We start from the raw sequence: 24,089 nt of genomic DNA, 5'->3' as shown, positions 1-24,089 counted from the left end.
GAGGGGCCGGAGGGGCATCGCCCGGGGGATTGGATCCCCGGCATCAAAGGTGAGGAGCGGAGTTCAACCTTTTGATTGATGCCTGAGGACGGGTGCGGATCCTAGGCTGGACGGATGGCGACCGAACGATTCCGCACCACCCCCGTCGCCCGCGTACTCCAGGTCTGCCTGCACCTGCTGGTGGCGGGCCTGCTCGCGCTCGCCGTCGCCCGCGCCGTGGTCGGCCGGGGCGGCGACCCGGCGGCCGTCATCGCCGCCGCCACCGCGATGGCCGCCGTCTACGCGGCCGGCCCGCTGGTCGGCGCCGTCCGCCGGTCGCGGCGGGCCGCCGCGCTCTGGCTGGCACTGCTCGGCGTGACCTGGGTCGGGGTGCTGATCGCCACCCCGGACGGGGTCTGGCTGGCCTTCCCGCTCTACTTCCTGGAGCTGCACCTGCTCGGCCGCCGGTCGGGGCTCGTCGCCGTCGGGCTCACCGCGGTGGCCGCGATCACCGCGTACTCCTGGCACCTGCACATCCTCAGCCTGGCCGCGGCCATCGGACCGGCCCTCGGCGGGGCCGTCGCGGTGGCCACCGTCTTCGGCTACCAGGCGCTCTACCGGGAGAGCGAGGAGCGGCGCCGGCTCATCGACGAACTGACCGAGGCCCGCGCCGACCTCGCCGCCGCCCACCACGCCGCCGGGGTGCTGGCCGAGCGGGAGCGCCTCGCCCGGGAGATCCACGACACCCTGGCCCAGAGCCTCTCCAGCATCCAGCTGCTGCTGCGCGCGGCCCAGCGGGCCCTGCCCGAGCGCACCGAGGCCGCCGCAGGCCATGTCGAGCAGGCCCGGCAGGCCGCCCAGGACAGCCTCGCCGAGGCCCGCCGCTTCGTCCGCGCGCTCACCCCGCCCGACCTGGAGGGCGGCTCCCTGCCCCTCGCCCTCGAACGGCTCTGCGCCACCACGACGGCGCACAGCGGTCTGCCCGTCCGGCTGCATGTCGCGGGCGATCCGGTGCGGCTGCCGGTGCCGCAGGAGGTCGCGCTGCTGCGGATCGCGCAGTCCGCGCTCGGAAACACCGTCCGGCATGCGCGGGCCTCGCACGCAGAGGTGACGCTGAGCTACATGGAGGGCGAGGTGGCGCTGGACGTGCTGGACGACGGGGCCGGGTTCGACCCGGCGGCGGTCGCCTCCGGCGCGGCGGCGGGGGAGGGGGACGGCGGGTTCGGGCTGCCGTCGATGCGGGCGAGGGCGCGGGCGCTGGGCGGTACCTTCGCGGTGGAGTCCGCGCCGGGGGAGGGGACGGCGCTCGCCGTGCTGCTGCCCGTCGCCGCTGTCGAGGAGCGTCCGTGACCGAGGAGCGTTTGTGACCGACCAGCTGATCCGACTGCTGCTCGCGGACGACCACCCGGTGGTCCGGGCCGGGCTGCGCGCCGTCCTGGAGAGCGAGCGGGACTTCGTCATCGTGGCCGAGGCCGCCACCGCCGAGCGGGCGGTCGAGCTGGCGGCGGAGGCCGAGGTCGACGTGGTGCTGATGGACCTGCAGTTCGGCCCCGGCTCGGCGATGAACGGCGCGCAGGCCACCGCGGCCATCACCGCCCGGCCGGGCGCGCCCCGGGTGCTGATCGTCACCACCTACGACACCGACGCGGACACCCTGCCCGCGCTGGAGGCCGGGGCCACCGGCTACCTGCTCAAGGACGCGCCGCCGGAGGAGCTGGCCCGGGCCGTGCGCGCGGCGGCGGAGGGCCGGTCGGCGCTGGCGGCCACGGTGGCGGACCGGCTGCTGGAGCGGATGCGGACCCCCTCGGCGGCGCTGAGCGCACGGGAGACGGAGGTGCTGGGGCTGGTCGCCGACGGGCTGACCAACCAGCAGATCAGCCGGCAGCTGCACCTGAGCCAGGCCACCGTGAAGTCGCACCTGGTGCACATCTACACCAAGTTGGGGGTGGACTCGCGTACGGCGGCGGTGCGGGAGGCGCGCGGGCGGGGGCTGATCCGGCGCGGGGGCTGATCCGGCGCGGGGGCTGATCCGGTGCCGGGTGCGGGCGGCGGTCGGCCGCCGCCGGGCGGGCGTAGGGTGGGCCGGGTTCGAACCGCTTTGTGTACGTGTGGAGTGGAGGAACCCCCTCATGGCCGTCCGTCTCGACGAACTCGCCGTTCCCGTCATCGCCGCGCCGATGGCCGGCGGCGCCTCCACCCCGGAGCTGGTGGCCGCCGTGAACGGGACCGGCGCCCTGGGATTTCTCGCCGCCGGGTACCGCAGCGCCGCCGCGATGGTCGAACAGATCCACCGGACACGTGAGTTGACGGACCTGCCGTTCGGCGTGAACCTCTTCGTCCCTGCCGCGCCCGGCGATCCGGCGGCCGTCGCCGGGTACCGGGCGCACCTGCTGCCGGAGGCCGAGCGCTGGGGCGTCCGGCTCCCCGAGACGATCGCACCGGACCGCGACGACTGGGACGCCAAGATCGCCGCGCTGCTGGCCGGGCCCGTCCCCGTCGTCTCGTACACCTTCGGCCTGCCCTCGCCCGAGGAGGCGCGGGCGCTACGGGCCGCCGGGGCGTACCAGATCGGCACCGTCACCACGCCCGAGGAGGCGCGGCACGCGGAGGCGGCCGGGATGGACGCGCTCTGCGTGCAGGGTCCGGAGGCGGGCGGACACCGCGCCACCCACCGGGTGGCGGACCGCCCGGGGGCCGTCCCGCTGCTCGAACTCCTCACCGCCGTACGGGCGGTGACGGTGCTGCCGCTGATCGCGGCGGGCGGCCTCGCCGACGGTCCGGCCATCGCCGCCGCGCTGCGGGCCGGGGCGGTGGCCGTCCAGGTGGGCACGGCGCTGCTGCGCTCGGACGAGTCCGGCGCCTCGGCCGCGCACAAGGCCGCCCTCGCCGAACTCCCGGACACCGTCGTCACCCGGGCCTTCACCGGCCGCCCGGCCCGCGGCCTGCGCAACGCCTTCATCGAGCGGTACGAGCCGTACGCCCCGCCCGCCTACCCCGAGGTGCACCACCTCACCCAGCCGCTGCGCGCGGCGGCGACGGCGCGGGCGGACACCGGCGCCATGCACCTGTGGGCCGGCACCGGCCACCGCTCGGCCCGCACCGGTCCGGTGGCGGCCATCGTCGAGGAGCTGTGGCGGGCGGCTCAGCGGTCCTGACCGGCGGGCTCGGCGCCCTCGGCGTGGAGAAAGGCGCGGTAGTGGCCGATCTTCGCCCGGATGTGTTCCTGCTGCCGCCGCAGGTGGGCGAGTTGCTCCTCCACCTGCGCGTCGTGCTCCTCCAGGACGGTGAGCCGCTGCGCCACGGTGCCGTCGCCGCCGCGCGCCAGTTCGGCGAAGCGCAGCATGCCGGCGATCGGCATCCCGGTGTCCCGCAGGCAGCGCAGCATGCCGAGCCAGGCGAGGTCGTGCTCGCTGAACCGCCGATGACCGGTCCGGGCGCGCTGCACACTGCCCAGCAGGCCGATGCGTTCGTAGTACCGCAGGGTGTCCAGGCTGAACCCGGACCGCTCGACCGCCTCCGCGGGCGTCAACAGCTCACTGCCGGATGCACTCATGCGAATGATCATGCCACCGTTGCCGGTTGACCTGGACCGCGCTCCAGCTGCCAGGGTTTCCGGTGCGAACCCCACCGCTCTTCACGGAGGAAACCGTGCGCCACCGCACTCTTGGACGCCGCGCCGACGGAACCCCCGGGCCCGAGGTCAGCGTGCTCTGCCTGGGCGCGATGCCGTTCGGCACCCGGGTCGACGAGGCCCGCGCCTTCGCGCTGCTGGACCGTTTCACCGAGCGGGGCGGCACCTTCGTCGACACGGCGGACAACTACAGCTTCTGGCACGACGGCGCCTGCGGCGACGAGAGCGAGCTGGTGCTCGGCCGGTGGTTCGCGGCGCGCGGCAACCGGGACGCCGTGGTGCTGGCCACCAAGGTCGGCGCCCGCCCGGCCGGCCCGGGGGAGTGGCCGGCCAACGCGGAGGGGCTGTCGGCGGCAGCGGTCCGTACCGCCGTCGACGGCAGCCTGAAGCGGCTGGGCACCGAGCGGATCGACCTGCTGTACGGGCACCTGGACGATCGCCGGGCGCCGCTGGCGGAGACGGTCGACGCCTTCGGGGCCCTGGTCCGGGAGGGCACGGTCGACGTCCTGGGCAGCAGCAACCAGCTGACCTGGCGGCTGGAGCGGGCCCGTGCGCTGGCCCGCACCCGGGGCCTGGCCGGGTACAGCTGTCTCCAGCAGCGCCACACGTACCTGCGGCCGCGGCCGGGCGCGGACTTCGGGGTCCAGCAGCCCGTCACCCCCGAACTGCTCGACTACGTCCGCGCCGAGCCCGGCCTCACCCTGCTCGCCTACGGCCCGCTGCTGCACGGCGCCTACGCGGCCCCGGCCCGGCCGCTGCCCCCGCAGTACGACCACCCGGACTCGGCGGCCCGGCTCGCCGCCCTGCGTGAGGTCGCCGCCGACACCGGCGCCACCCCGGGCCAGGTCGTCCTGGCCTGGCTCCTCGGCGGTGACATCCCTGTCCTCCCCGTCATCGGGGCCACCACCCTCGCCCAGCTCGACGAGGCCCTCGACGCCGCCGACCTCGACCTCACCCCTGCCCAGCGCACCCACCTCGACGGGGCGTGAGCGCCGGGGCGCGGGCCGGAGCCCGTGTCGTCCCCCGGAAGAGTGGATAGCCGGGCGAGGGGCCGGTAACGTATAAGACACAACTTAACGTAGCGGGTATGTGGGAGATCACTCTTCTTGGGCCGGTGAACGACTGGTTCCTGGATATCTGTGTCCATGACCCGGACACCGCCAACCAGATCGCCAATGCGGTCAACCTCCTGGCGCGCCGCGGGCCGCTGCTGGGGCGTCCGTTGGTGGACCGGGTCCACGGCAGCGGACTGCACAACCTCAAGGAACTGCGGCCAGGCTCGGCGGGGCAGTCGGAGATCAGAATGCTCTTCGTGTTCGATGCCGAGCGGGAAGCGATCTTCTTGGTCGCCGGTGACAAGAACGGGCAGTGGGCCCGGTGGTACGACGAGAACATTCCGTTGGCTGAGCGGCGCTACGAGCAGTACGTCAAGGAGTCCGAGAAGGGAGCCGACGCATGAAGGGCCGTAGTTGGACCGAGGTATGGGCCGAGGCACAGCGCCTCAACCCCGAGCTGGCCACGCCCGAGGCGGAGGCGGAGCGGGCCCGGATGCGGCGGGAGACGCTGGCGCGGATCCGCGGGTACGAGCTGGCGGAGCTGCGGCGGAAGGCGGGGCTGACGCAGCGGGAGGTGGCCGGGCTGCTGGGGGTGAGCCAGGCGCGGGTGTCGCAGATCGAGCACGGGCAGGTGGACAGCCTCGACAACCTGCGGGCCTATGCGGCGGCGATCGGTGGCGAGGTGGAGGTGACCGTGCGGCAGGGGGATCGGACGGTCAAGGTGGCCTGATCCCCCTGCCGGTGCGCGGGATCAGCCGAGCAGGTCGGACATCCAGGACTCGATGCCGGCGACGGTGCGCGGGAGGGCGCCGGACATCAGGTGGGCGCCGTCGGCGGTGATGACGAGGTCGTCCTCGATGCGGATGCCGAGGCCGCGGAGTTCCAGCGGGAGGGTCTCGTCGTCGGGCTGGAGGTAGAGGCCGGGTTCGACGGTGAGGACCTGGCCCTCCTCCAGGACGCCGTCGAGGTAGGTCTCGGCGCGGGCCTTGGCGCAGTCGTGGACGTCGAGGCCGAGCATGTGGCCGCTGCTGCAGAGGGTGTAGCGGCGGTAGAGGCCGCTGTCCTCGGCGAGCGCCTGCTCGGCGGGGATCCGCAGGACGCCCCAGTCGGCCAGGCCTTCGGCGATGACGCGCATGGCGGCGCGGTGGAAGTCGCGGAAGCGGGCGCCGGGCCGCAGTGCGGCGATGCCGGCGTCCTGCGCGGCCAGGACGAGCTCGTAGGCCTGGCGCTGGACGGGCGAGAAGGTGCCGCCGAGCGGGAGGGTGCGGGTGATGTCGGCGGTGTAGAGGGTGTCGGTCTCCACGCCGGCGTCCAGCAGCAGCAGGGCGGAGGGGTCGAGCGGGCCGTCGTTGCGGATCCAGTGCAGGACGCAGGCGTGGGCGCCGGAGGCGGCGATGGTGTCGTAGCCGGTGCCGTTGCCCTCGGCGCGGGCGCGCAGGTTGAAGACGCCCTCGATCCAGCGCTCGCCGCGCGGGTGGCGGAGCGCGGCGGGCAGCGCGCGGACGACGTCCTGGAAGCCCAGCACCGTGTGGTCGACGGAGAGCTGGAGCTGCTCGACCTCCCAGGTGTCCTTGATCAGGCGCAGTTCGGAGAGCACCGAGGCGAGTTGGGCGTCGGCCTGGCCGAGGGCGGGGGCGCCGGGCCGGCCGGTGGCGGCGTCGAGGGAGGAGTCGACGCCGGCCAGGACGCGGGTGGCGGGCTGCGGGCCGCTCAGCAGCTTGCCGAGGTCGTCGAGGTGTTCGGTGCGTACGCCGGTGAGCCGGGAGGCCTCGCCGAGGTCGGGACGGCGGCCGACCCAGAACTCGCCGTAGCGGCGGTCGCGGTAGAACTGCGAGCCGTGTGCGCCGGCGCCGCCGCGCGGGGAGCGCGGGCGCAGGTAGAGGACGGGCTCGTGGCCCTCGGGCCCGGTCGGTTCGAGGACGAGGATGTGCCCGACCTGGTCCTCGCCGGTGAGGCCGGTGAGCCAGGCGTAGGCGCTGTGCGGGCGGAACCGGTGGTCCACGTCGTTGCTGCGGACCTTCAGCTCGCCGGCGGGAACGAGCAGCCGCTCGCCGGGGAAGGCCGCGGAGAGCCGGGTCCGCCGGGCGGGCAGCACCGCGAACCCGGGGGCGCGCTGGTCGGCGGGGAGCGGGGTGGCGGCCCAGGCGGTGCCCATGAAGGCGTCCAGGGCGGGGGAGACGGGGAGGTCGTGGCTGCCGATGTTGAGCGCGGGCTGGTGGAGGGTCACCGGGGGAACTCCTATGCGGGGCGGGGGAGCTGCACGGACACAGGTCGGTAACGGGATGCGCCACCCCTTGTGCAGTGCAATTTCACATTACTATGTTACGGGTCACACCGCGGAGCGGCTAGACCCCCTGAGGTCGTCCTCCCCGGCCGGGTCCCGGATCAGCCCCGGGGCCGACCACGGGCCTTCACGGCAGGCCCCCCACTGCGGAGTTGCACATGACCAGGCGCACCCACGCCGCCCTCGCGGCGGCCCTCGCAGCGACACTCACCCTCGGTCTCGGGGCGTGCGGCAAGGACGACAAGAGCGACACCGGTGGCGAGGCCGCCGGCAGCACCAAGGCCCCGGGGGCCGCATCCGGCACCATCGTCGGCGGTACGCCGGTCAAGGGCGGCACCCTCACGGTGCTCTCCAACCAGGACTTCGCCCACCTCGACCCGGCCCGCAACTGGACCATGCCGAACATGGACTTCGGCATCCGGCTGCTCTACCGCACCCTGGTGACCTTCAAAGCGGAGCCCGGCGCGGCCGGCAGCGAGATCGTCCCCGACCTGGCCACCGACGTCGGCCGGCCCTCGGACGGCGGCAAGACCTGGGCCTTCACCCTGAAGGACGGTGTCAAGTACGAGGACGGCACCCCGATCAAGGCCGCCGACATCAAGTACAACGTCGAGCGCTCCTTCGCCCCCGACCTCACCGGCGGCCCCGACTACGCCGCGCAGTACCTGGCCGGCGGCGAGAACTACAAGGGCCCGCTCACCGGTGAGCACCTCGCCAGTGTCGAGACGCCCGACGACAAGACGATCATCTTCCATCTCAAGCGCCCGGTCGCCGAGTTCTCCTACACCGCGACCCTGCCGACCTTCTCGCCGGTGCCGCAGTCCCAGGAGAAGGGCACCCAGTACGACCTGCGCCCGTTCTCCTCCGGCCCGTACAAGATCGAGACGTACGAGCGCGGCAAGCAGCTGGTACTGGTCCGCAACACCAACTGGGACCCGGCCGGCGACCCCGTCCGCAAGGCGTACCCGGACAAGATCGTCGTCGTGCAGGGCCTCAAGGGCGGCCAGGTCGACGACCGCCTGATCGCCAGCGAGGGCGCGGACGCCTCGGCCGTCGAGATGCCCTGGATGCGCCCGGAGTCCGTCGCCAAGGTGCTCACCAAGCCGGACGTCAAGGAGCGGCTGGTGGCCGAGCGGACCGGCTGTACCGACCTGCTGTACATGAACAACTCCCGGGCGCCGTTCGACGACCCCAAGGTCCGCGAGGCGATGATGTACGCCGTCGACAGGGACTCGCAGGTGACCGCGTTCGGCGGCCCGGCGATGACCGACTACGCCAGCTCCTTCCTGCCGCCCGCGCTGACCGGCGGCGCCCGGCAGGACCCGCTGAAGATCCCCTCGACCGGCGATCCGGCCAAGGCCAAGGAACTGCTCGCGGCGGCCGGGAAGCCGGACCTCAAGGTCAGCCTGACCGTCTCCACCGGCGACAAGACCCGCGGTGAGGCGCTCCAGCAGTCGCTGGCCAAGGCCGGCATCCAGGTCACCATCAACACCGCCGACCCGTCGGTCTACAGCGACACGATCGGTGACACCAAGAACGCCCCCGACCTGTCGCTGAGCGGCTGGTGCCCGGACTACCCGTCCGGTGCCACCTTCCTGCCCTTCCTCTTCGACGGCCGCACCATCAAGGAGACCGGCAACCAGGGCAACTACAGCCAGTTCCGGGACCAGGCCACCTCGGAGCGGATCGACCAGATCAACGCGATGACCGACCTCAACGAGGCGAGCGCCGCCTGGCTCCAGCTGGACCAGGACCTGATGAAGAAGGCCCCGGCGGTGCCGGTCCTCTGGCAGCGCCGCCCGCTGCTGGTCGGCACCAACATCGCCGGCGCCTTCGGCCACCCGGTGTGGACCGGCTTCTTCGACTTCGCCACGATCGGTCTCAAGGACCCTTCGAAGAGCCAGGGCTGAGGGACCGTCACCCATGAGTTCAACCACTGAGCCCGCCGCCGTGGCCACCACGGCGGCGGGCCCCGCGAAGGCCGTCGGCCGCGGCCCCTGGCGGCTGGTCTGGGACCAGCTCTGGGCCAGGGGTTCGGCCAGGTTCGGCCTGGTGATGGTCGGCCTCCTGCTGCTGATGGCCGCTCTGGCCGGCCCGCTCAGCGCGCTCGGCGGCTGGACGCCCGAGGAGTTCGACAAGCGCGCCATCGACCCGTACCTCGGCGGCCTGCCGCTCGGGGACTTCGGCGGGATCGGCGCCCGGCACTGGTTCGGCGTCGAACCCGCCACCGGCCGCGACCTGTTCGCCCGGGTGCTGCACGGCGGCCAGGTCTCGCTGCTGATCGCGTTCACCGCCACCGCCCTGGTCGTGGCCGCCGGCACCCTGGCCGGCATCGCCGCCGGCTACTTCGGCGGCCGCGTCGACTCGGCGCTCTCCCGGCTGATGGACCTGACGATGTCCTTCCCCTCGCTGATCTTCATGATCGCGATGATGTCGGTGGCCAAGGACGTCAACCGGATCCTGCTGATGACCCTGGTGATCGGCCTGTTCGGCTGGCCCGGCATCGCCCGGGTGGTGCGCGGGCAGACCCTCTCGCTCAAGCACCGCGAGTACGTGGAGGCCGCCAAGGTCGGCGGCGCCCGCTCCTGGCGCATCCTCACCCGGGAGATCCTGCCCAACGTCTCCGGCCCGATCATCGCCTACACCACGCTGCTGATCCCCGGCATGATCAGCACCGAGGCCGCGCTCAGCTACCTCGGCGTCGGCGTGCGTCCGCCGACCCCGTCCTGGGGCCAGATGATCGCCGAGAGCATCAACCACTACGAGACCGACCCGACCTACTTCCTGATCCCGACGGTCTTCCTGTTCCTCGCGGTGCTCGCCTTCACCCTGCTCGGCGACGCGCTGCGCGACATCCTCGACCCGAGGGGAGGCCGGTCGTGATCCTCTACCTCGGCCGACGGCTGCTCGGCGTGGCCGGCATCCTGCTCGCCGTCTGCGCCATCACCTTCACCATCTTCTACCTGCTGCCCAACGACCCGGCGGCGGCCGCCTGCGGCAAGACCTGCACCGCCGAGCGGGTCGCCGAGGTCAAGGTGGCGATGGGCCTGGACAAGCCGGTCTGGGAGCAGTTCGCCTCCTACCTGACCGGCATCTTCGCCGGGCGCGACTACGGCAGCGGGCCCAGCGCCGTCCGCTGCGAGTTCCCCTGCCTCGGCTACTCCTACGACTACTCGCTGCCGGTCTGGGACCTGCTCATCGACCGCCTGCCGGTCTCCGTCTCGCTCGCCCTCGGTGCGGCCGTGCTCTGGCTGGTGCTCGGCCTCGGCGCCGGCGTCACCTCCGCCCTGCGCAAGGGCACCCTGACCGACAAGGCGCTGATGGTGCTCTCGGTGGGCACCGCCTCGCTGCCGGTCTACTTCACCTCGATCATGCTGATCTGGGGCGTCGTCCGGAGCGCCGGCCTGCTGCCCTACCCGGCGTACGCCAAGTTCACCGAGGACCCGTTCTCCTGGGCCTCCAACCTGCTGCTGCCGTGGATCGCCCTGGCCCTGCTGTACGCGGCCATGTACGCCCGGCAGAGCCGCAACTCGATGATCGAGACGATGGCCGAGCCGTACATCCGCACCGCCCGCGCCAAGGGCCTGCCCGCCCGCACCGTCACCGTCAAACACGGGCTGCGCTCCGGCATGACGCCGATCCTCACCATCTTCGGCATGGACCTCGGCGGCCTGCTGGCCGGCGCCGTCATCACCGAGTCCATCTTCGGTCTGCCCGGCATCGGCCGGCTCTTCTACGACGCGCTGGTCCGCTCCGACCAGCCGGTCATCCTCGGCGTCACCCTGCTCGCGGCCACCTTCATCGTCGCGGCGAACCTGCTGGTCGACCTGCTCTACGCCTACGTCGACCCGAGAGTGAGGTACTGATGAGCGCGCTGCTGGAGGTCGACGACCTCCGGGTGTCCTTCGACACCCCGCGCGGCACCGTCCGGGCCGTGGACGGCATCTCCTTCACCGTCGAGGCCGGCCGGACCCTCGGTCTGGTCGGCGAGTCCGGCTCCGGCAAGTCCGTCACCTCGCTCGCCGTCATGGGGCTGCACCGCGGTGCCGCCGTCACCGGCTCGATCAGGCTGCACGGGCAGGAGCTCAACGGCCTGTCCGAGCGGCAGCTGGGCACCGTCCGGGGCCGGCGGATCGCGATGATCTTCCAGGACCCGCTGTCCAGCCTGCACCCCTTCTACACCGTCGGCGAGCAGATCGCCGAGCACTACCGGGTGCACTTCAAGGCCAACCGCAAGGCCGGCCGGGAGAAGGCGATCGAGATGCTGGGCGAGGTCGGCATCCCCGAACCCGCCCGCCGCGTCGACGAGTACCCGCACCAGTTCTCCGGCGGCATGCGCCAGCGCGTCATGATCGCCATGGCGCTCGCCTGCGAACCCGAGCTGCTGATCGCCGACGAGCCCACCACCGCCCTCGACGTCACCGTCCAGGCCCAGATCCTCGACCTGATCGCCCGCATCCAGCAGGACCGCGGCCTCGGCGTCGTCATGATCACCCACGACCTCGGTGTGGTCGCCCGGGTCGCCCACGAGGTGCTCGTCATGTACGGCGGCCGGGCCGCCGAACAGGCCCCCGTGGACCAGCTGTTCGGCAGGCCCGCGCACCCCTACACCCGGGGGCTGCTGGACTCCCTGCCCCGCCTCGACGACACCGACGACGCCCCGCTGCGGGCCATTCCCGGCAGCCCGCCGTCGCTGATCGCCCCCGCCCCTGGCTGCTCCTTCGCCCCGCGCTGCGCCCGCACCGTCGCCGCCACCGCCGAGGAGCACGCCCGCTGCCTGGCCGAACGCCCCGGGTTCGGCCCGCTGGCGCCCGGCCACCAGGCCGCCTGCCATCTGCCCCTGGTGCCGGAAGGAGCCCGGTCGTGACGGAGACGCTGTTGTCCGTGAGGGACCTGGTGAAGACCTTCCCCGGCCGACGGGGGCGGACCGGCCGGGCCGGGGCGCCGGTCCGGGCCGTGGACGGCGTCAGCTTCGACGTCGGCAAGGGCGAGACGCTCGGCCTGGTCGGCGAGTCCGGCTGCGGAAAGTCCACCACCGGTCGCATGATCGTCCGGCTGCTCGACCCGACCTCGGGCACCGTCACCTTCGACGGTACCGAGATCGGCGGCCTGAGCCAGGCCGAACTCCGGCCGCACCGGCGGGACCTGCAGATGGTGTTCCAGGACCCGTACTCCTCGCTCAACCCCCGGCAGACGGTGGCCCGGATCATCTCCGAGCCGCTGCTGGTCCAGGGCACCGGCGCGGCCGACGCACGCAAGCGCGCCGGTGAGCTGATGGAGCTGGTCGGGCTCATCCCCGAACACCTGGACCGCTACCCGCACGAGTTCTCCGGCGGCCAGGCCCAGCGGATCGGCATCGCCCGGTCGCTGGCCACCTCGCCGCGGCTGGTGATCGCCGACGAGCCGGTCTCCGCGCTCGACGTCTCCATCCAGGCCCAGGTGGTCAACCTGATGGAGCGGCTCCAGCACGAGCTGGGCCTGGCGTACGTGTTCATCGCGCACGACCTCTCGGTGGTCAAGCGGGTCTGCGACCGGGTCGCGGTGATGTACCTGGGCCGGATCGTCGAGATCGGCGACAAGGCTGAGGTGTACGGCAGCCCCGCGCACCCGTACACCAGGGCGCTGCTCTCCGCCGTGCCGCTGCCCGACCCGGCCGCCGAGCGGGAGCGCGAGCGGATCGTGCTGCTGGGCGACCCGCCGAGCCCGGCCAACCCGCCCAGCGGCTGCACCTTCCACCCGCGCTGCCCGAAGGCGCAGGAGCTCTGCCGGACCGAGCGGCCGCTGCTGCGGATCGCCGGGCCGGGCGCCCGGGAGGCAGCCTGCCACTTCCCGGAGGGCTGAGCCCCCGGGCCGCCGGCCGCCGTACCGCTCGGTCACCCCCACGCCGAGTGGTACGGCATCCCTCCGAGGGGGCGCGCCCCCTCACCGACCCCCGGTCGGGCGCGGCGGGGAACCTCACGAGGGCCGCGCCCGGCCGGGTCCACCCGTGGCACCGGGCTCCACCGGGTCCGTCGCGCCGGTGCGGTGCCGCTGTCCTCGTTGGTGCCGCCGACGCCGGCCGCGGTCGTCCTCGGCGTCAGCTCGACGGTGCCGCGCGACCAGGCGGAGCCGGTAGTACGCGCAGGCCCCGGCCCCCCTTCCGCCGAAGGGGGGCCGGGGCCTGCCTGCGTGCCGGTCTCAGGAGGCCGGGCCGACCCGGACGGTGGTCAGCCGCCCGTCGCGGGACTCCCGGACGACCTCGATCTTCGTGTTGGTGTCCGGCACCTTCACCCCGAGCTGCGGGGTGGCCGGGTCGGTGTAGACGCCGGTGCGGTCGTTGAAGGCCGGGACGGCCGGCTCGGACGGGATCCGCACCGGGACGCCGCCCTTGTGCAGCGTGAACGCCGTGGTGGGCTTCAGCGAGAAGGTCGCGTCGAAGGTCTGCGCCCGGCCGTTGACCAGCGTGCCGTCGGCGAACCGGATCGGCGCCGGGTGCGCGTCGACCGGCAGGATCAGGCCGCCGCCCGGGTGGCTCACGGTGTTGTTGTCGCCGTAGGCGGTGTCCCAGAGCCAGACCAGCACGCCCTCCTGGTACGGGTAGTTGTCGACGATGTTCTGCTTACCGGCGACACCCGTGTACCCGAAGTTGTACGGGCCGGTCTTCAGGAAGGCGCCGTAGCCCGCGTACCGGCGGTTCTCCACCAGGTAGGCGCGCGGGTGCTGCTTGACCGCGTCGCGCCCGGTGATGACCGAGAACCCGGTGGCCGTCCAGCCGTTGGCGCCGTTCTCGGCACCGTCGGCGAACAGCTCCGTGCCACCGGCGGTGATCCGGACGGCGTCGACCAGCACGCCCTTGCCGTGGGTGTTGTTGTCCGAGGTGACGTGGAAGCGCAGCCGGACCTGCTGCCCGGCGTACCCGTCGAGCGGGATGTGCAGCTGCCGGTAGGCGCCGGACGCGCCGCTCAGGCCGGGGGTGTTGGCGCTCGTGTTGCCGATCGGGGCGCCGTCGACCGTGCCGCCGAGTGGCTTCCAGGTCCGGCCCTCGTCGGTGGAGGCCTCGACGGTCAGGAAGTCGTAGTCGAACTCGGTGTCGTACCAGACGGCGGCGTCCAGTGCGGCCGGTCCGCCGGCCGAGCGCAGATCGACGCTGCGGGCCAGGGAGTTGTCGAGGTTGTCACCGGTGTCGCTCCACCACTGTTTGCCGCCCTGGTAGGGGTCGGCCAGTTCGGTGGTGGTGGTGCTGTCCGGCAGGTGGACCAGGAGGGCCTGGGCCTGGTCGGTGTTGTAGCCGCTGACGCCGAGGGCGTGGCTGGAGCGGGTGGCGGCCTGCCCCTCGTCGTAGTTGAGCCAGCCGAACTGCAGCTTGCTCCAGGCGTCGAGGTCGCCGGGGTAGCCGCCGGTGGTGTTGCTGCCCTTGCCGAGGTAGGAGCCGGAGGCCATCAGCGACCAGAAGTTGACGCTGTTGTCGCCGCCGGCGGTGCTGTAGAGGTCCGGCAGGCCGAGGTTGTGGCCGAACTCGTGGGCGAACAGGCCGACTCCGCTGTTCTCGCCGGCCTGGACGTAGTCGTAGACGTACAGCCCGGTGTCGCCGACCGGGACGCCACCGATCCGGTTGCCGGTCGGGCCGGTCTGTCCGGCCGGGTCGGGGAAGGCCCAGCTGCGGTGCGCCCACAGCGCGTCGGCGCCCTGCGCGCCGCCGCCCCAGGTCTCGTCGACGCCCGCGTGCACCACGATCACGTTGTCCAGGTAGCCGTCCGGCTGGCTGAACGTGCCGCTCTTGTCGTGGTCGTAGCGGTCGTAGACGTCGTACTGGGCGAGCTGGCTCCTGACGTCCGCCGCCGTCCGGCCCTTGGCGATCTCGCCGTCGTACCAGGCCTTCACGGCGTCCTGGACGAACTCCTGGGCCTGGGTCCAGGCGCCGGATCCCTGCGGGCCCTTGTTGCTGCCGTACCGGGCCTCGTTGTACGGCACGGTCACCCAGTCGCTGACGGTGCCCTCGACGTCGTACCGGCCGGAGGACTGGGTGCGGTAGTAGTTGCGCATCGAGACGGCGCCGGGCCGGTCGTCGAAGAACATCCGCTGGTAGTGGTCGCGGTCGAAGTCGCCGCTCCAGAGCGTGTGGTTGTCGCTCTTGTCGGGCTTGGGGATGGTGTTGTGGCGCGGGCCCGGCGTGCCGCCGTAGCGGGGCTGGCCGTTGTGGAGCGTGGTGGTGTCCACCTGGTCGCCGAACTGGGCGAGGATGACGAAGACCTTGTCCTTGCGCTCCTGCGCGAGCTGGACGTAGTCGTTGCCGATCTTCACCTTGGCCGGCGTCCGCCGGTCCGGAGTCCTGGCGACGACGCCCTTGTTGAGCTGTTCCAGCGCCTTGGTGCGAAGCGCCTGGCGTTCGCGTTCCTGTGGCGCGAGCGGTGCGGGCGGGGCCTCGGCGCCGCCGGCCTCGGCGCTCCGGGCGGCGATGGCCGCGGTGGTGACGGGGGAGGGGGAGGCGGCCTGGGCGGGGGTGCCGAGGAGGGTGGCCGCTATCGCGCTCGTGGTGAGCGCGGCCGCGAGTGCCGCGGACAGTCTGCGCAACTGACCGGTCCTTTCCGGAGGGGTGGTCGGGTGGGCGCAGGTAATATTTCACATGTCACGGGTTACGTGGAAGGGGTGGCGCTGACGGAAAGGGCGCCGCGCGACCCGGCCGGTCGTGCGGCGCCCCTGATGTGACGAGATCTCAGTTCCGGTGTGCTCCACGGCGGTGCCGAGCGCCGCCGCTCACCGCCGTGCCGCCGGCTACCGCAGCGCGCCGTTCAGGAAGGCGAGTTCGGCCTGCGTGATCTCCTCGTTCACCCCGCCGGGGGTCATGTGGGTGACGCCCGGCAGCGGCAGCACGGCGTGCGGGCGGCCGGCCCGGGTGAGCGCCTGGGAGAGCAGCAGGGAGTGCGAGGGGTGGACGTTGTCGTCGGCCAGGCCGTGGATCAGCAGCAGCGGCCTGGTGAGCGCCGGGGCGTCCCCGACCAGGCAGTCGGCCGCGTAGCCCTCCGGGTTGTGCTGCGGCAGACCGAGGTAGCGCTCGGTGTAGGCGGTGTCGTACTGCCGGAAGTCGGTGGGCGCCGCGCCCGCGCAGGCGGCGTGGAAGACGTCCGGGCGGCGCAGCACGGCGAGCGCCGCGAAGTAGCCGCCGTACGACCAGCCGCGGACGCCGACCCGGCCGAGGTCGAGGTCGGGGTGGGTGTCGGCGAGCGCCCGCAGGGCGGCCACCTGGTCGTCCAGCGCCACCTGGGAGAAGCGCCGGAAGATCGCCCGGGTGAAGTCGGGCGAGACGAACGGGGTGCCCCGGTTGTCGGTGGTGACCACCGCGTAGCCCTGGTCGGCCCACCACTGGCGCAGCTGCCAGCGGCGCGGCTCGGTGGCCACCGCCTGGTAGCCGGGCCCGCCGTAGACGTCCAGCAGGACGGGCAGCCGGCGGCCGGCCACATGGTCGCGCGGGTACACCACGGCGGTGGGCAGGCCGAGTTCGGTGACCCGGGCGAGCCGGGGATCGACCCGGTAGGGCAACCGGGCGCTCAGGTCGGTGAGCTCGCTCTCCTCGCCGTGGTGGAGCAGCCGGCGGCGGATGCCGTCGGGGTCGGCGGAGGTGAGCAGCAGGGTGTCGGCGGCGGCGAGGGCGCTGTGCACGCCGGGGCCGGTGCTGAGGCGCTCGGGTGCGCCGCCGTCCGGGTCGATCAGGTGGACGTGCTGGTCGGCCGGGTCGCCCTCGCCGGTCTCGGTGAGCAGCTTGCCGTGGAGCCGGCCGACCACGCGGCGGATCTGCAGGCCGGTGGTGTCCAGCGGCTTGCCGTCGAGTGCCAGGCCCCGGGCCCCGGGGGTGTCGTGGACGGTGAGCAGCCGTCCACCGGCGAGCCGGGCGGGCGTGCCGGGCAGCTCGTCGACCCAGAACTCGTCGGTGGTGCGCGAGAGTTCGCGGGTCTCGCCGGTGGCGGGGTCGGCGCTGAGCAGGAGTACGTGCTGCTGGAGCCGGTCGGCGACGGTGAGCAGGATCTCGCCCTCGTCGGCCCACTGCGCGGCGCAGAGGTACGGGAACTCGGCGGCGGCCCAGTGCAGTCGGGTCCGCTGTCCGTCCAGGCCGAGGACCCAGAGCTGGACGTCGGCGTTGGGCCCGCCGGCCTGCGGGTAGGCGAAGTCCTCGGGCTGTTCGGCCGGGCGCGCCGGGTCGGCGAAGTAGCGCCTGGGCAGGGCGGATTCGTCCACCCGGGCGGCCAGCAGGGCGCCGCCGTCCGGGCGCCACCAGTGGCCCCGGGAGCGGCCCAGCTCCTCGGCGGCGGCGAACTCGGCGACGCCCCAGCGGGCGCCGTCGGCCGGGCTGAGCGGGGCGGGGCCGGGGGTGACGTACAGGGCGTCGTCGGCGACGTAGGCGACGTGCTCGCCGGCCGGGTCGGGCCGGGGGTCGAAGGCGGGCCCGGCGGCCGGGAGTTCGCGGCACTCGCCGGTGGCGGTGTCGGCCCGGAACAGCCGCCCGTCGAGGGTGAAGACGGCGGTGGAGAGGTCGGCGGTGGCGGCGTAGGCGCCGATGCCGGCCGCGGTGAGGCGGATCCGCTCGCGCAGGCGGCGTTCGACGGCCGGGAGGCCGGCCCGGTCGCCGGTCCGCCCGGGGGCGAGGGCGGCGGGGTCGGCCACCAGGCGTTCGCCGCCCTCGGCCGGGTCGAGCAGCCAGAGCCGCTCGACCCGGTCCTCCGGGCCGGTCGAGCGGAGCAGCAGCAGCCGGGTACCGTCCTCGCTGAGGGTGATCGCCCGCGGAGCGCCGTAGGTGAAGCGGCCGGTACGGGCGCTGAGGGAGAGGAAGGGGTCGGTGATGGTCACGGCCCGATGGTCTCCGCGCGGTGCCTCGCCCGGCCAGTATTCTGTCATGTGAAATGTCACACATCACTTAGGAGGCGCAGTGACCGAGGACCTGCGGACAGCCGAGCCCCCGGCCGCGCTGCCCGGGACGGACACGCTGTTCACCCTGGCGCCGGAGGCGGCCCATCTCAACCACGGCTCCTTCGGCACGGTGCCCGTCCCGGTCCAGCGCGCCCAGGAGCTGCTCCGGGCCGAGCAGGAGCGCGACCCGGACGGCTTCTTCGCCGACCTGCCCGACCGGGTCGCCGCCGCCCGTACCCGGATCGCCGCCGAGCTGGGCACCGACCCGGCCCGGCTCGCCCTGGTCGCCAACGTCACCGAGGCCGTCGCGATCGCCCTGGACAGCGTCCCGCTCGCGCCGGGCGACCGGATCCTGGTCACCGACCACGGCTACGGAGCCGTCACCGAGGCGGTCCGGCGGCGTGCCCGGGAGACCGGCGCCGAGGTGCACACCGTCCACCTGCCGCTGGATCTCCCGGACGAGGACGCCGTCCGGGAGGCCGTCCTCGCCGGCGTCACCGACCGCACCCGGCTCGCCGTCCTGGACCAGATCAGCTCGCCCACCGCCCGCCGGATCGCCGGCCCGGAGCTGCTCACCGCGCTGCGCGAGCACGGCGTGACGACCGTGGTGGACGGCGCCCACGCGCCCGGCATGCTGCCCGCGCCGGTGGCCGGGGCGGCCGACTTCTGGTTCGGCAACCTGCACAAGTGGGCCTTCGCCCCGCGCGCCACCGGCGTCCTCGCGGTCCGCCCGGAGTGGACCGGCCGGGTCCGCCCGCTCGCGCTCTCCTGGGAGCACCACCGGGGCTTCCCCGCCAGCGTCGAGTGGCGCGGCACCTGCGACTACACGCCGTGGCTGGCCGCCCCGGCCGGGTTCGACCTGCTGCGCGAACTGGGCGCCGACCGGGTGCGCGACCACAACGAGCGGCTCGCCGCCCACGGCGCGCGGCTGCTGGCCGGGCACGCCGGGCTGACGCCGCTGCCGGCCACCCCTGGCCTGTCGATGCGCGCGCTGCGCCTGCCGCGGGGCGTGGGCGAGAGCGACGCCGAGGCACGGGCGGTGATGGCGGAGGTGTGGCGGCGGCTGTCCGCCCGGATCGCGGTGCGCCCCTGGCCGGGCGGCGGGGTGCTGCGGGTCAGCGCGCAGCTGTACAACCGGCCGCACGAGTACCGGACGCTGGCGGAGCGGCTGCCGGAGCTGCTGCGCGGCTGACCCGCGGCACCCCGCCGGGCCGCGGCCGGGCCCGCTCGGCCCGGCTGCTCCGGCTGATTCGGTCAGCCCGGTTGTTCCGGCCGGTCCGCGGCGGCGCGCAGCTCGGCGAGCAGCAGGTGCTGGTCGGCGAGCAGCACCGTGAGGATCCGCCGGGCGGCCCGGAGCAGGTCGGCGACATCGCCCCCGGCCAGCGCGTACACCACCGTGCTGCCCTCGCGGGTGGCGGTGACGATGCCGGACCGGCGCAGGACGGCGAGCTGCTGCGAGAGACTGGACGGTTCGACCGCCAGCTCGGCGAGCAGGTCCCGGACCGGCGTCGGTCCGGCCTGCAGCAGCTCCAGCACCCGGATCCGGACGGGGTGGCCGAGTATCCGGAAGAACTCGGCCTTGGCCTGGTACAGCGCGACCGCCACGGCGCCCCCTTCCCCGCTGCCCGGCCGGTCAGAGCTCCAGTCCCAGCTCGATCCGCTTCAGCTGGTGGCGGGCCATCGCGAGGTTGGCGCGGGCCCGGTTGAGCGCCAGGAAGAGGAAGAGGCCCCGGCCGTTCTGCATGGTGAGCGGCCGGACCAGGTGGTACTGGCTGGTCAGGCTGACCAGGATGTCCTCGATCTCGTTGTCGTGGAGGTTGAGCATCTCCATGGTCCGCATCTTGGCCCGGACCAGGTCGGTGTTGCCGGCGGCGGCGACGTTGAGGTCGAACTCGCCGCCCTCCCCGAGGGTGCCGAGCGCCATGCCGCTGCCGTAGTCGACCAGGGCCACACCGATCGCGCCCTCGATGCCCATGGCTTCTTTGAGGGATGTCTCCAGGTTCGCCATCGTCATTCCTCCCGTGAGTGGTGGCTGTGGTCCGAATCTAGGGAGGGTGGGCGGTACTCCAGCGAAGATGACCGGAGACGTCCGAAGCTGGCGCGTTCGTGATCGCTTGAAGACATTTGCAACTATGGATCTGAGAGAGAAGTGATCCAGTAGCGCAGAAAAACGGTGCTATCGATGTCGGCCCTCACGGGTAACCTCTCGCTGAGATGCGAGATCACACCAATCACACCCGGACGGCGATGAACACCCCTGTGCCCGAGCCCCACGACGACCAGGAGCTCGGCCCCGCCGAGGCCTACGCGGCCTTCCGCCGCCGGGCCAAGGAGCAGGCGACCGCCCTCTACGGCTTCCAGCAGCTCTACGACTTCCCGCTGGACGACTTCCAGCTGGAGGCCTGCCAGGCCCTGGAGTCCGGTGAGGGTGTCCTGGTCGCGGCGCCCACCGGCTCCGGCAAGACCATCGTCGGCGAGTTCGCCGTCCACCTCGCCCTCCAGGGCGGGCGCAAGTGCTTCTACACCACGCCGATCAAGGCGCTCTCCAACCAGAAGTACGGGGACCTGGTCAAGCGCTACGGCGCCGCCAAGGTCGGCCTGCTCACCGGTGACAACACCGTCAACGGCGACGCACCCGTGGTGGTGATGACCACCGAGGTGCTGCGCAACATGCTCTACGCGGGCTCCAGCACCCTCGACGGCCTCGGCTACGTCGTCATGGACGAGGTCCACTACCTCGCCGACCGCTTCCGCGGCGCCGTCTGGGAGGAGGTCATCATCCACCTCCCCGAGTCCGTCACCCTGGTCTCGCTCTCCGCCACCGTCTCCAACGCCGAGGAGTTCGGCGACTGGCTGGACACCGTGCGCGGCGGCACCAAGGTGATCGTCTCCGAGCACCGGCCCGTCCCGCTCTGGCAGCACGTCATGGCCGGCAACCGGATGTACGACCTGTTCGCCGACCCGGACCGCGACGGCCGCCCCAAGGACGCCCCGCGCAACCCGGCCAAGGCCGTCAACCCCGAACTGGTCCGTCTCGCCCGCTCCGAGCTGGACCGCAACCCGCGCGACAAGTTCGGCCGCGGCCGCGGCCGTTCCATGCCCAACGGCCGCCCCGGCCGGGTCTGGACGCCGGGCCGGGTCGACGTCATCGACCGGCTCGACGCCGAGGGCCTGCTGCCCGCGATCACCTTCATCTTCAGCCGGGCCGGCTGCGAGGCCGCCGTCCAGCAGTGCCTCAGCTCCGGCCTGCGGCTCAACAAGGACGCCGACCGCGCCCAGGTCCGCGCCATCGTCGAGGAGCGCTGCGCCGACATCCCCGACGAGGACCTGCACGTCCTCGGCTACTTCGAGTGGCTGGACGGGCTGGAGCGCGGCATCGCCGCCCACCACGCCGGCATGCTGCCGCGGTTCAAGGAGGTCGTCGAGGAGCTCTTCGTGAAGGGCCTCGTCAAGGCCGTCTTCGCGACCGAGACCCTGGCGCTCGGCATCAACATGCCCGCCCGTTCGGTGGTCATGGAGAAGCTCGTCAAGTGGAACGGCGAGACCCACGCCGACATCACCCCCGGCGAGTACACCCAGCTCACCGGCCGGGCCGGCCGGCGCGGCATCGACATCGAGGGCCACGCCGTGGTGCTCTGGCAGCGCGGCCTCGACCCGGAGGCCCTGGCCGGCCTGGCCGGCACCCGCACCTACCCGCTGAAGTCCTCCTTCCGGCCGTCCTACAACATGGCCGTCAACCTGGTCTCCCAGTTCGGCCGGCACCGCTCCCGCGAGCTGCTGGAGACGTCCTTCGCGCAGTTCCAGGCGGACCGCTCGGTGGTCGGCATCGCCCGGCAGGTCCAGCGCAACGAGGAGGGACTGGACGGCTACCGCGCCTCCATGACCTGCCACCTCGGCGACTTCGACGAGTACATGGGCCTGCGCCGGCAGCTCAAGGAGCGCGAGAACGAGCTCGCCCGCGAGGGCAGCAGCCAGCGCCGCGCCGCCGCCGTCGAGTCCATCGAGCAGCTCAAGCCGGGCGACGTCATCCACGTCCCCACCGGCAAGTTCGCCGGTCTCGCCCTCGTCCTCGACCCGGGTCTGCCGCCGGTCAGCCGCTCGCCGCGCGGCGGTCCGCGCCACCCCGACTACCAGGACGGGCCGCGCCCGGTGGTGCTCACCGCCGAGCGGCAGGTCAAGCGGCTCGCCATGATCGACTTCCCGCACCCGGTCGTCGCCATCGAGCGGGTCCGGATCCCCAAGTCCTTCAACCCGCGCAGCCCGCAGTCCCGGCGCGACCTCGCCTCCGCACTGCGCACCAAGGCCGGCCACCTGGAGCCCGAGCGGTTCCGCAAGGGCCGGGCCGCCGCCGCCGACGACCCGGAGATCACCCGGCTCCGCACCGAGCTGCGCCGCCACCCCTGCCACGGCTGCGACGAGCGCGAGGACCACGCCCGCTGGGCCGAGCGCTACCACCGGCTGCACCGCGACACCGACCTGCTGGAGCGCAGGATGCGCTCCCGTACGCACACCATCGCCCGCACCTTCGACCGGGTCTGCGGGCTGCTCGCCGACCTCGGCTACCTCCAGGGCGACACCGTCACCGACGACGGCAAGCGCCTCGGCCGGCTCTACGGCGAGCTGGACCTGCTCGCCTCCGAGTGCATCCGCGAGGGCGTCTGGAACGGCCTCGCCGCCGCCGAACTGGCCGCCTGCGCCTCGGCGCTGGTCTACGAGGCCCGGCAGGCCGACGACGCCGCCGCCCCCAAGGTGCCCGAGGGCGGCGCCAAGGAGGCGCTCGGCAAGATGGTCCGGATCTGGGGCCACCTGGACGCCCTGGAGGAGCAGCACCGGATCAACACCGCCGAGGGCGTCGGCCAGCGCGAGCCGGACCTGGGCTTCGCCTGGGTCGCCTACCGCTGGGCGCTCGGCCACAGCCTGGACGCCGTCCTGCGCGAAGCCGACATGCCGGCCGGTGACTTCGTCCGCTGGACCAAGCAGCTGATCGACGTGCTCGGCCAGATCCAGGACGCGGCCGGCGAGGACGTCGAGCTGCGCCGGACCGCTCGCAAGGCGGTGGACGGGCTGCGCCGCGGCATCATCGCCTACTCCTCGGTCGGCTAGCCGGACACCCGGAGGGGCCCGCACGTTCGCCACGAACGTGCGGGCCCCTTCGCGTGCCGGTGACTTCCACCCTCCACCCCCGCCCCCTGCCTCTCGCAGGAAGCCGGCCCAGCCGACCTCCTGCGCAGAAGACGGCGAGAGTGTTTCTGCAGCCTCCGCCCTGGTCTTCGAGGACGGCGAAGACCGGTATCAGGGCCCGGTGCCACTGCCTTGGCCTTGCACGATCCAGATGGCGAACCCGACCACCGCGCTCGACCGGGGCGGCTTCGCCCGACCCGAGCGAGGCCGCCACCGCAGCCCGTCCTGCCGCGACGGGCCGAGGCTCCCCGGGGCCGCCGCGGTCTGGTCCGCGGTCAGCCCGTCATCGCCTGTCGGTCGGCTCGGGCGCTGGTGCCGACGAGGTGACCGCCGCGCGGGGCCGGCTCGGGTGCCGGGCCGGGTTCGGTCCGTTCCTCTCGTCGGCCGGCGACGGTCAGGCAGGCCGCGATCAGCACGATGTTCTTGAGGATGTACTGCCCCTCCAGCGTCGGGACGGGCGGGATGCCGTGCACCCACACGTCGTTCGGCAGCAGGACGAGCGTCGCGAACACCCCGGTCATGTGCGCGAAGAAGACTGCCAGCACCACGCGGAGCAGCAGTCCGGTGACCAGGCCGGCCCCGATGATGACCTCCATGAGTGCCAGCAGCGGCCGTGAGACGCCGGGCGGCACCAGATCGAAGGTCATCAGGCTCATGCAGCGGGTGGCGAGGTCCTCGGCGGGGCTGGCTCCCGGGACGAACTTGAGCACCCCGAACCAGAGGTACACCACCCCGACGCTGACCCGCAGGACTCCGGGGGCCACCCGCCGGTAGCCGCGGGAGAAATCGTCGGCCCGGCGTCTGCCCGTCCGAACCAGCCGTGCGAGATGTGACTCCATCCGCCCCTCCTTCAGATCCCTTCAGAGTTCCCCGGCACCGAAGAGGACGGGGCACACCGCGGTTGGCTGGATCCGGGTGAGGGGCGGCCCGAAGCACCAACCGGGGCGCGGCCTGTCAGGTGCCGGCTCGGAAGTTCGCAGCTTAGCGCCCTGCTGCCGCGGCGGGTAGGTTCATTGTGTTGTCCGATGATGCGATGAAGATCGGTCCAGGCCGGGCGCGCGCCGGCGCCCGCCCGCGCCCC

20 protein-coding genes are annotated in these 24,089 nt (G+C 73.2%); 13 read left to right on the top strand and 7 right to left on the bottom strand.

Going from position 1 to position 24,089, the window contains the following annotated elements; genetic code table 11:
* Nucleotides 1-114 precede the first annotated feature (114 nt).
* The 3 genes from AB0P06_RS19090 (at nucleotide 115) to AB0P06_RS19080 (ending at nucleotide 3,134) form a co-directional block, all read left to right on the top strand.
* The gene (locus tag AB0P06_RS19090; RefSeq protein ID WP_363608727.1) at nucleotides 115-1,329 is read left to right on the top strand and encodes a sensor histidine kinase; all 1,215 of its coding nucleotides are present in this window, start codon (nucleotides 115-117) and stop codon (nucleotides 1,327-1,329) included.
* 13 nt (nucleotides 1,330-1,342) lie between these two features.
* Complete coding sequence (locus tag AB0P06_RS19085) at nucleotides 1,343-1,990, top strand: response regulator transcription factor (protein ID WP_363608725.1); 648 nt, start codon at nucleotides 1,343-1,345, stop codon at nucleotides 1,988-1,990.
* Nucleotides 1,991-2,108: 118 nt separating this feature from the next.
* Complete coding sequence (locus AB0P06_RS19080; RefSeq protein ID WP_363608723.1) at nucleotides 2,109-3,134, top strand: nitronate monooxygenase; 1,026 nt, start codon at nucleotides 2,109-2,111, stop codon at nucleotides 3,132-3,134.
* On the opposite strand, the gene AB0P06_RS19075 is transcribed toward AB0P06_RS19080, so the two are convergent.
* Nucleotides 3,122-3,532, bottom strand: a complete 411-nt coding sequence (locus tag AB0P06_RS19075; RefSeq protein ID WP_363608722.1) for a MerR family transcriptional regulator — start codon at nucleotides 3,530-3,532, stop codon at nucleotides 3,122-3,124. The genes AB0P06_RS19080 and AB0P06_RS19075 overlap by 13 nt on opposite strands.
* A 95-nt stretch (nucleotides 3,533-3,627) precedes the next feature.
* Between AB0P06_RS19075 and AB0P06_RS19070 the strand changes: the two genes are divergently transcribed.
* From AB0P06_RS19070 to AB0P06_RS19060, 3 genes are all read left to right on the top strand, one after another.
* Nucleotides 3,628-4,599: an aldo/keto reductase gene (locus tag AB0P06_RS19070; protein ID WP_363608720.1), complete on the top strand. Its 972-nt coding sequence runs from the start codon at nucleotides 3,628-3,630 to the stop codon at nucleotides 4,597-4,599.
* A gap of 98 nt (nucleotides 4,600-4,697) precedes the next feature.
* Nucleotides 4,698-5,069, top strand: coding sequence for a type II toxin-antitoxin system RelE/ParE family toxin (locus AB0P06_RS19065; RefSeq protein WP_363608718.1), 372 nt, complete (start codon nucleotides 4,698-4,700; stop codon nucleotides 5,067-5,069).
* The gene (locus AB0P06_RS19060) at nucleotides 5,066-5,395 is read left to right on the top strand and encodes an XRE family transcriptional regulator (protein ID WP_363608716.1); all 330 of its coding nucleotides are present in this window, start codon (nucleotides 5,066-5,068) and stop codon (nucleotides 5,393-5,395) included. Before AB0P06_RS19065 ends, AB0P06_RS19060 begins: the two co-directional genes overlap by 4 nt.
* Before the next feature lie 21 nt (nucleotides 5,396-5,416).
* Here AB0P06_RS19060 and AB0P06_RS19055 read toward each other — a convergent pair whose 3' ends face one another.
* Nucleotides 5,417-6,892, bottom strand: a complete 1,476-nt coding sequence (locus AB0P06_RS19055) for an aminopeptidase P family protein (protein WP_363608714.1) — start codon at nucleotides 6,890-6,892, stop codon at nucleotides 5,417-5,419.
* Between the two features lie 215 nt (nucleotides 6,893-7,107).
* Here AB0P06_RS19055 and AB0P06_RS19050 point away from each other — a divergent pair, with 215 nt between their 5' ends.
* The 5 genes from AB0P06_RS19050 to AB0P06_RS19030 are packed head-to-tail and all read left to right on the top strand — an operon-like array spanning nucleotide 7,108 to nucleotide 12,790.
* Complete coding sequence (locus AB0P06_RS19050) at nucleotides 7,108-8,859, top strand: ABC transporter substrate-binding protein (protein WP_363608712.1); 1,752 nt, start codon at nucleotides 7,108-7,110, stop codon at nucleotides 8,857-8,859.
* A 13-nt stretch (nucleotides 8,860-8,872) separates the two neighbouring features.
* Nucleotides 8,873-9,832 (top strand): ABC transporter permease, encoded by a 960-nt coding sequence (locus AB0P06_RS19045; protein ID WP_363608710.1) that lies wholly within the window; start codon nucleotides 8,873-8,875, stop codon nucleotides 9,830-9,832.
* Complete coding sequence (locus tag AB0P06_RS19040) at nucleotides 9,829-10,815, top strand: ABC transporter permease (protein ID WP_363608708.1); 987 nt, start codon at nucleotides 9,829-9,831, stop codon at nucleotides 10,813-10,815. The genes AB0P06_RS19045 and AB0P06_RS19040 overlap by 4 nt, the downstream gene beginning before the upstream one ends.
* Nucleotides 10,815-11,816 (top strand): ABC transporter ATP-binding protein, encoded by a 1,002-nt coding sequence (locus AB0P06_RS19035; RefSeq protein WP_363608706.1) that lies wholly within the window; start codon nucleotides 10,815-10,817, stop codon nucleotides 11,814-11,816. The genes AB0P06_RS19040 and AB0P06_RS19035 overlap by 1 nt, the downstream gene beginning before the upstream one ends.
* A complete protein-coding gene (locus tag AB0P06_RS19030) occupies nucleotides 11,813-12,790 on the top strand; it encodes an oligopeptide/dipeptide ABC transporter ATP-binding protein (RefSeq protein WP_363608704.1) in 978 nt (325 codons plus the stop codon). The genes AB0P06_RS19035 and AB0P06_RS19030 overlap by 4 nt, the downstream gene beginning before the upstream one ends.
* Nucleotides 12,791-13,126: 336 nt before the next feature.
* On the opposite strand, the gene AB0P06_RS19025 is transcribed toward AB0P06_RS19030, so the two are convergent.
* Together AB0P06_RS19025 and AB0P06_RS19020 are read right to left on the bottom strand one after the other, a co-directional pair.
* Nucleotides 13,127-15,499: an immune inhibitor A domain-containing protein gene (locus AB0P06_RS19025; RefSeq protein WP_363608702.1), complete on the bottom strand. Its 2,373-nt coding sequence runs from the start codon at nucleotides 15,497-15,499 to the stop codon at nucleotides 13,127-13,129.
* Between the two features lie 201 nt (nucleotides 15,500-15,700).
* On the bottom strand, nucleotides 15,701-17,767 hold the full coding sequence (locus tag AB0P06_RS19020; protein WP_363608700.1) for a prolyl oligopeptidase family serine peptidase: 2,067 nt from the start codon (nucleotides 17,765-17,767) through the stop codon (nucleotides 15,701-15,703).
* A 79-nt stretch (nucleotides 17,768-17,846) separates the two neighbouring features.
* Between AB0P06_RS19020 and AB0P06_RS19015 the strand changes: the two genes are divergently transcribed.
* On the top strand, nucleotides 17,847-19,019 hold the full coding sequence (locus tag AB0P06_RS19015) for an aminotransferase class V-fold PLP-dependent enzyme (RefSeq protein ID WP_363608698.1): 1,173 nt from the start codon (nucleotides 17,847-17,849) through the stop codon (nucleotides 19,017-19,019).
* Between the two features lie 62 nt (nucleotides 19,020-19,081).
* Here the strand turns inward: AB0P06_RS19015 and AB0P06_RS19010 are convergent, their stop codons facing one another.
* Together AB0P06_RS19010 and AB0P06_RS19005 are read right to left on the bottom strand one after the other, a co-directional pair.
* Nucleotides 19,082-19,432, bottom strand: a complete 351-nt coding sequence (locus AB0P06_RS19010; protein ID WP_363608697.1) for a metalloregulator ArsR/SmtB family transcription factor — start codon at nucleotides 19,430-19,432, stop codon at nucleotides 19,082-19,084.
* 28 nt (nucleotides 19,433-19,460) lie between these two features.
* The gene (locus AB0P06_RS19005) at nucleotides 19,461-19,835 is read right to left on the bottom strand and encodes a hypothetical protein (RefSeq protein ID WP_363608695.1); all 375 of its coding nucleotides are present in this window, start codon (nucleotides 19,833-19,835) and stop codon (nucleotides 19,461-19,463) included.
* A 239-nt stretch (nucleotides 19,836-20,074) separates the two neighbouring features.
* Here AB0P06_RS19005 and AB0P06_RS19000 point away from each other — a divergent pair, with 239 nt between their 5' ends.
* Nucleotides 20,075-22,930, top strand: coding sequence for a DEAD/DEAH box helicase (locus tag AB0P06_RS19000; RefSeq protein ID WP_363608693.1), 2,856 nt, complete (start codon nucleotides 20,075-20,077; stop codon nucleotides 22,928-22,930).
* 353 nt (nucleotides 22,931-23,283) lie between these two features.
* Here AB0P06_RS19000 and AB0P06_RS18995 read toward each other — a convergent pair whose 3' ends face one another.
* On the bottom strand, nucleotides 23,284-23,847 hold the full coding sequence (locus AB0P06_RS18995; protein WP_363608691.1) for a DoxX family membrane protein: 564 nt from the start codon (nucleotides 23,845-23,847) through the stop codon (nucleotides 23,284-23,286).
* Between the last annotated feature and the right edge of the window lie 242 nt (nucleotides 23,848-24,089).

The organism is Kitasatospora sp. NPDC088351, assembly GCF_040685575.1.
Taxonomy (GTDB): domain Bacteria; phylum Actinomycetota; class Actinomycetes; order Streptomycetales; family Streptomycetaceae; genus Kitasatospora.
Note: the sequence above shows the minus strand (reverse complement) of the source record. Positions and strands in the feature narration are given on the sequence as shown.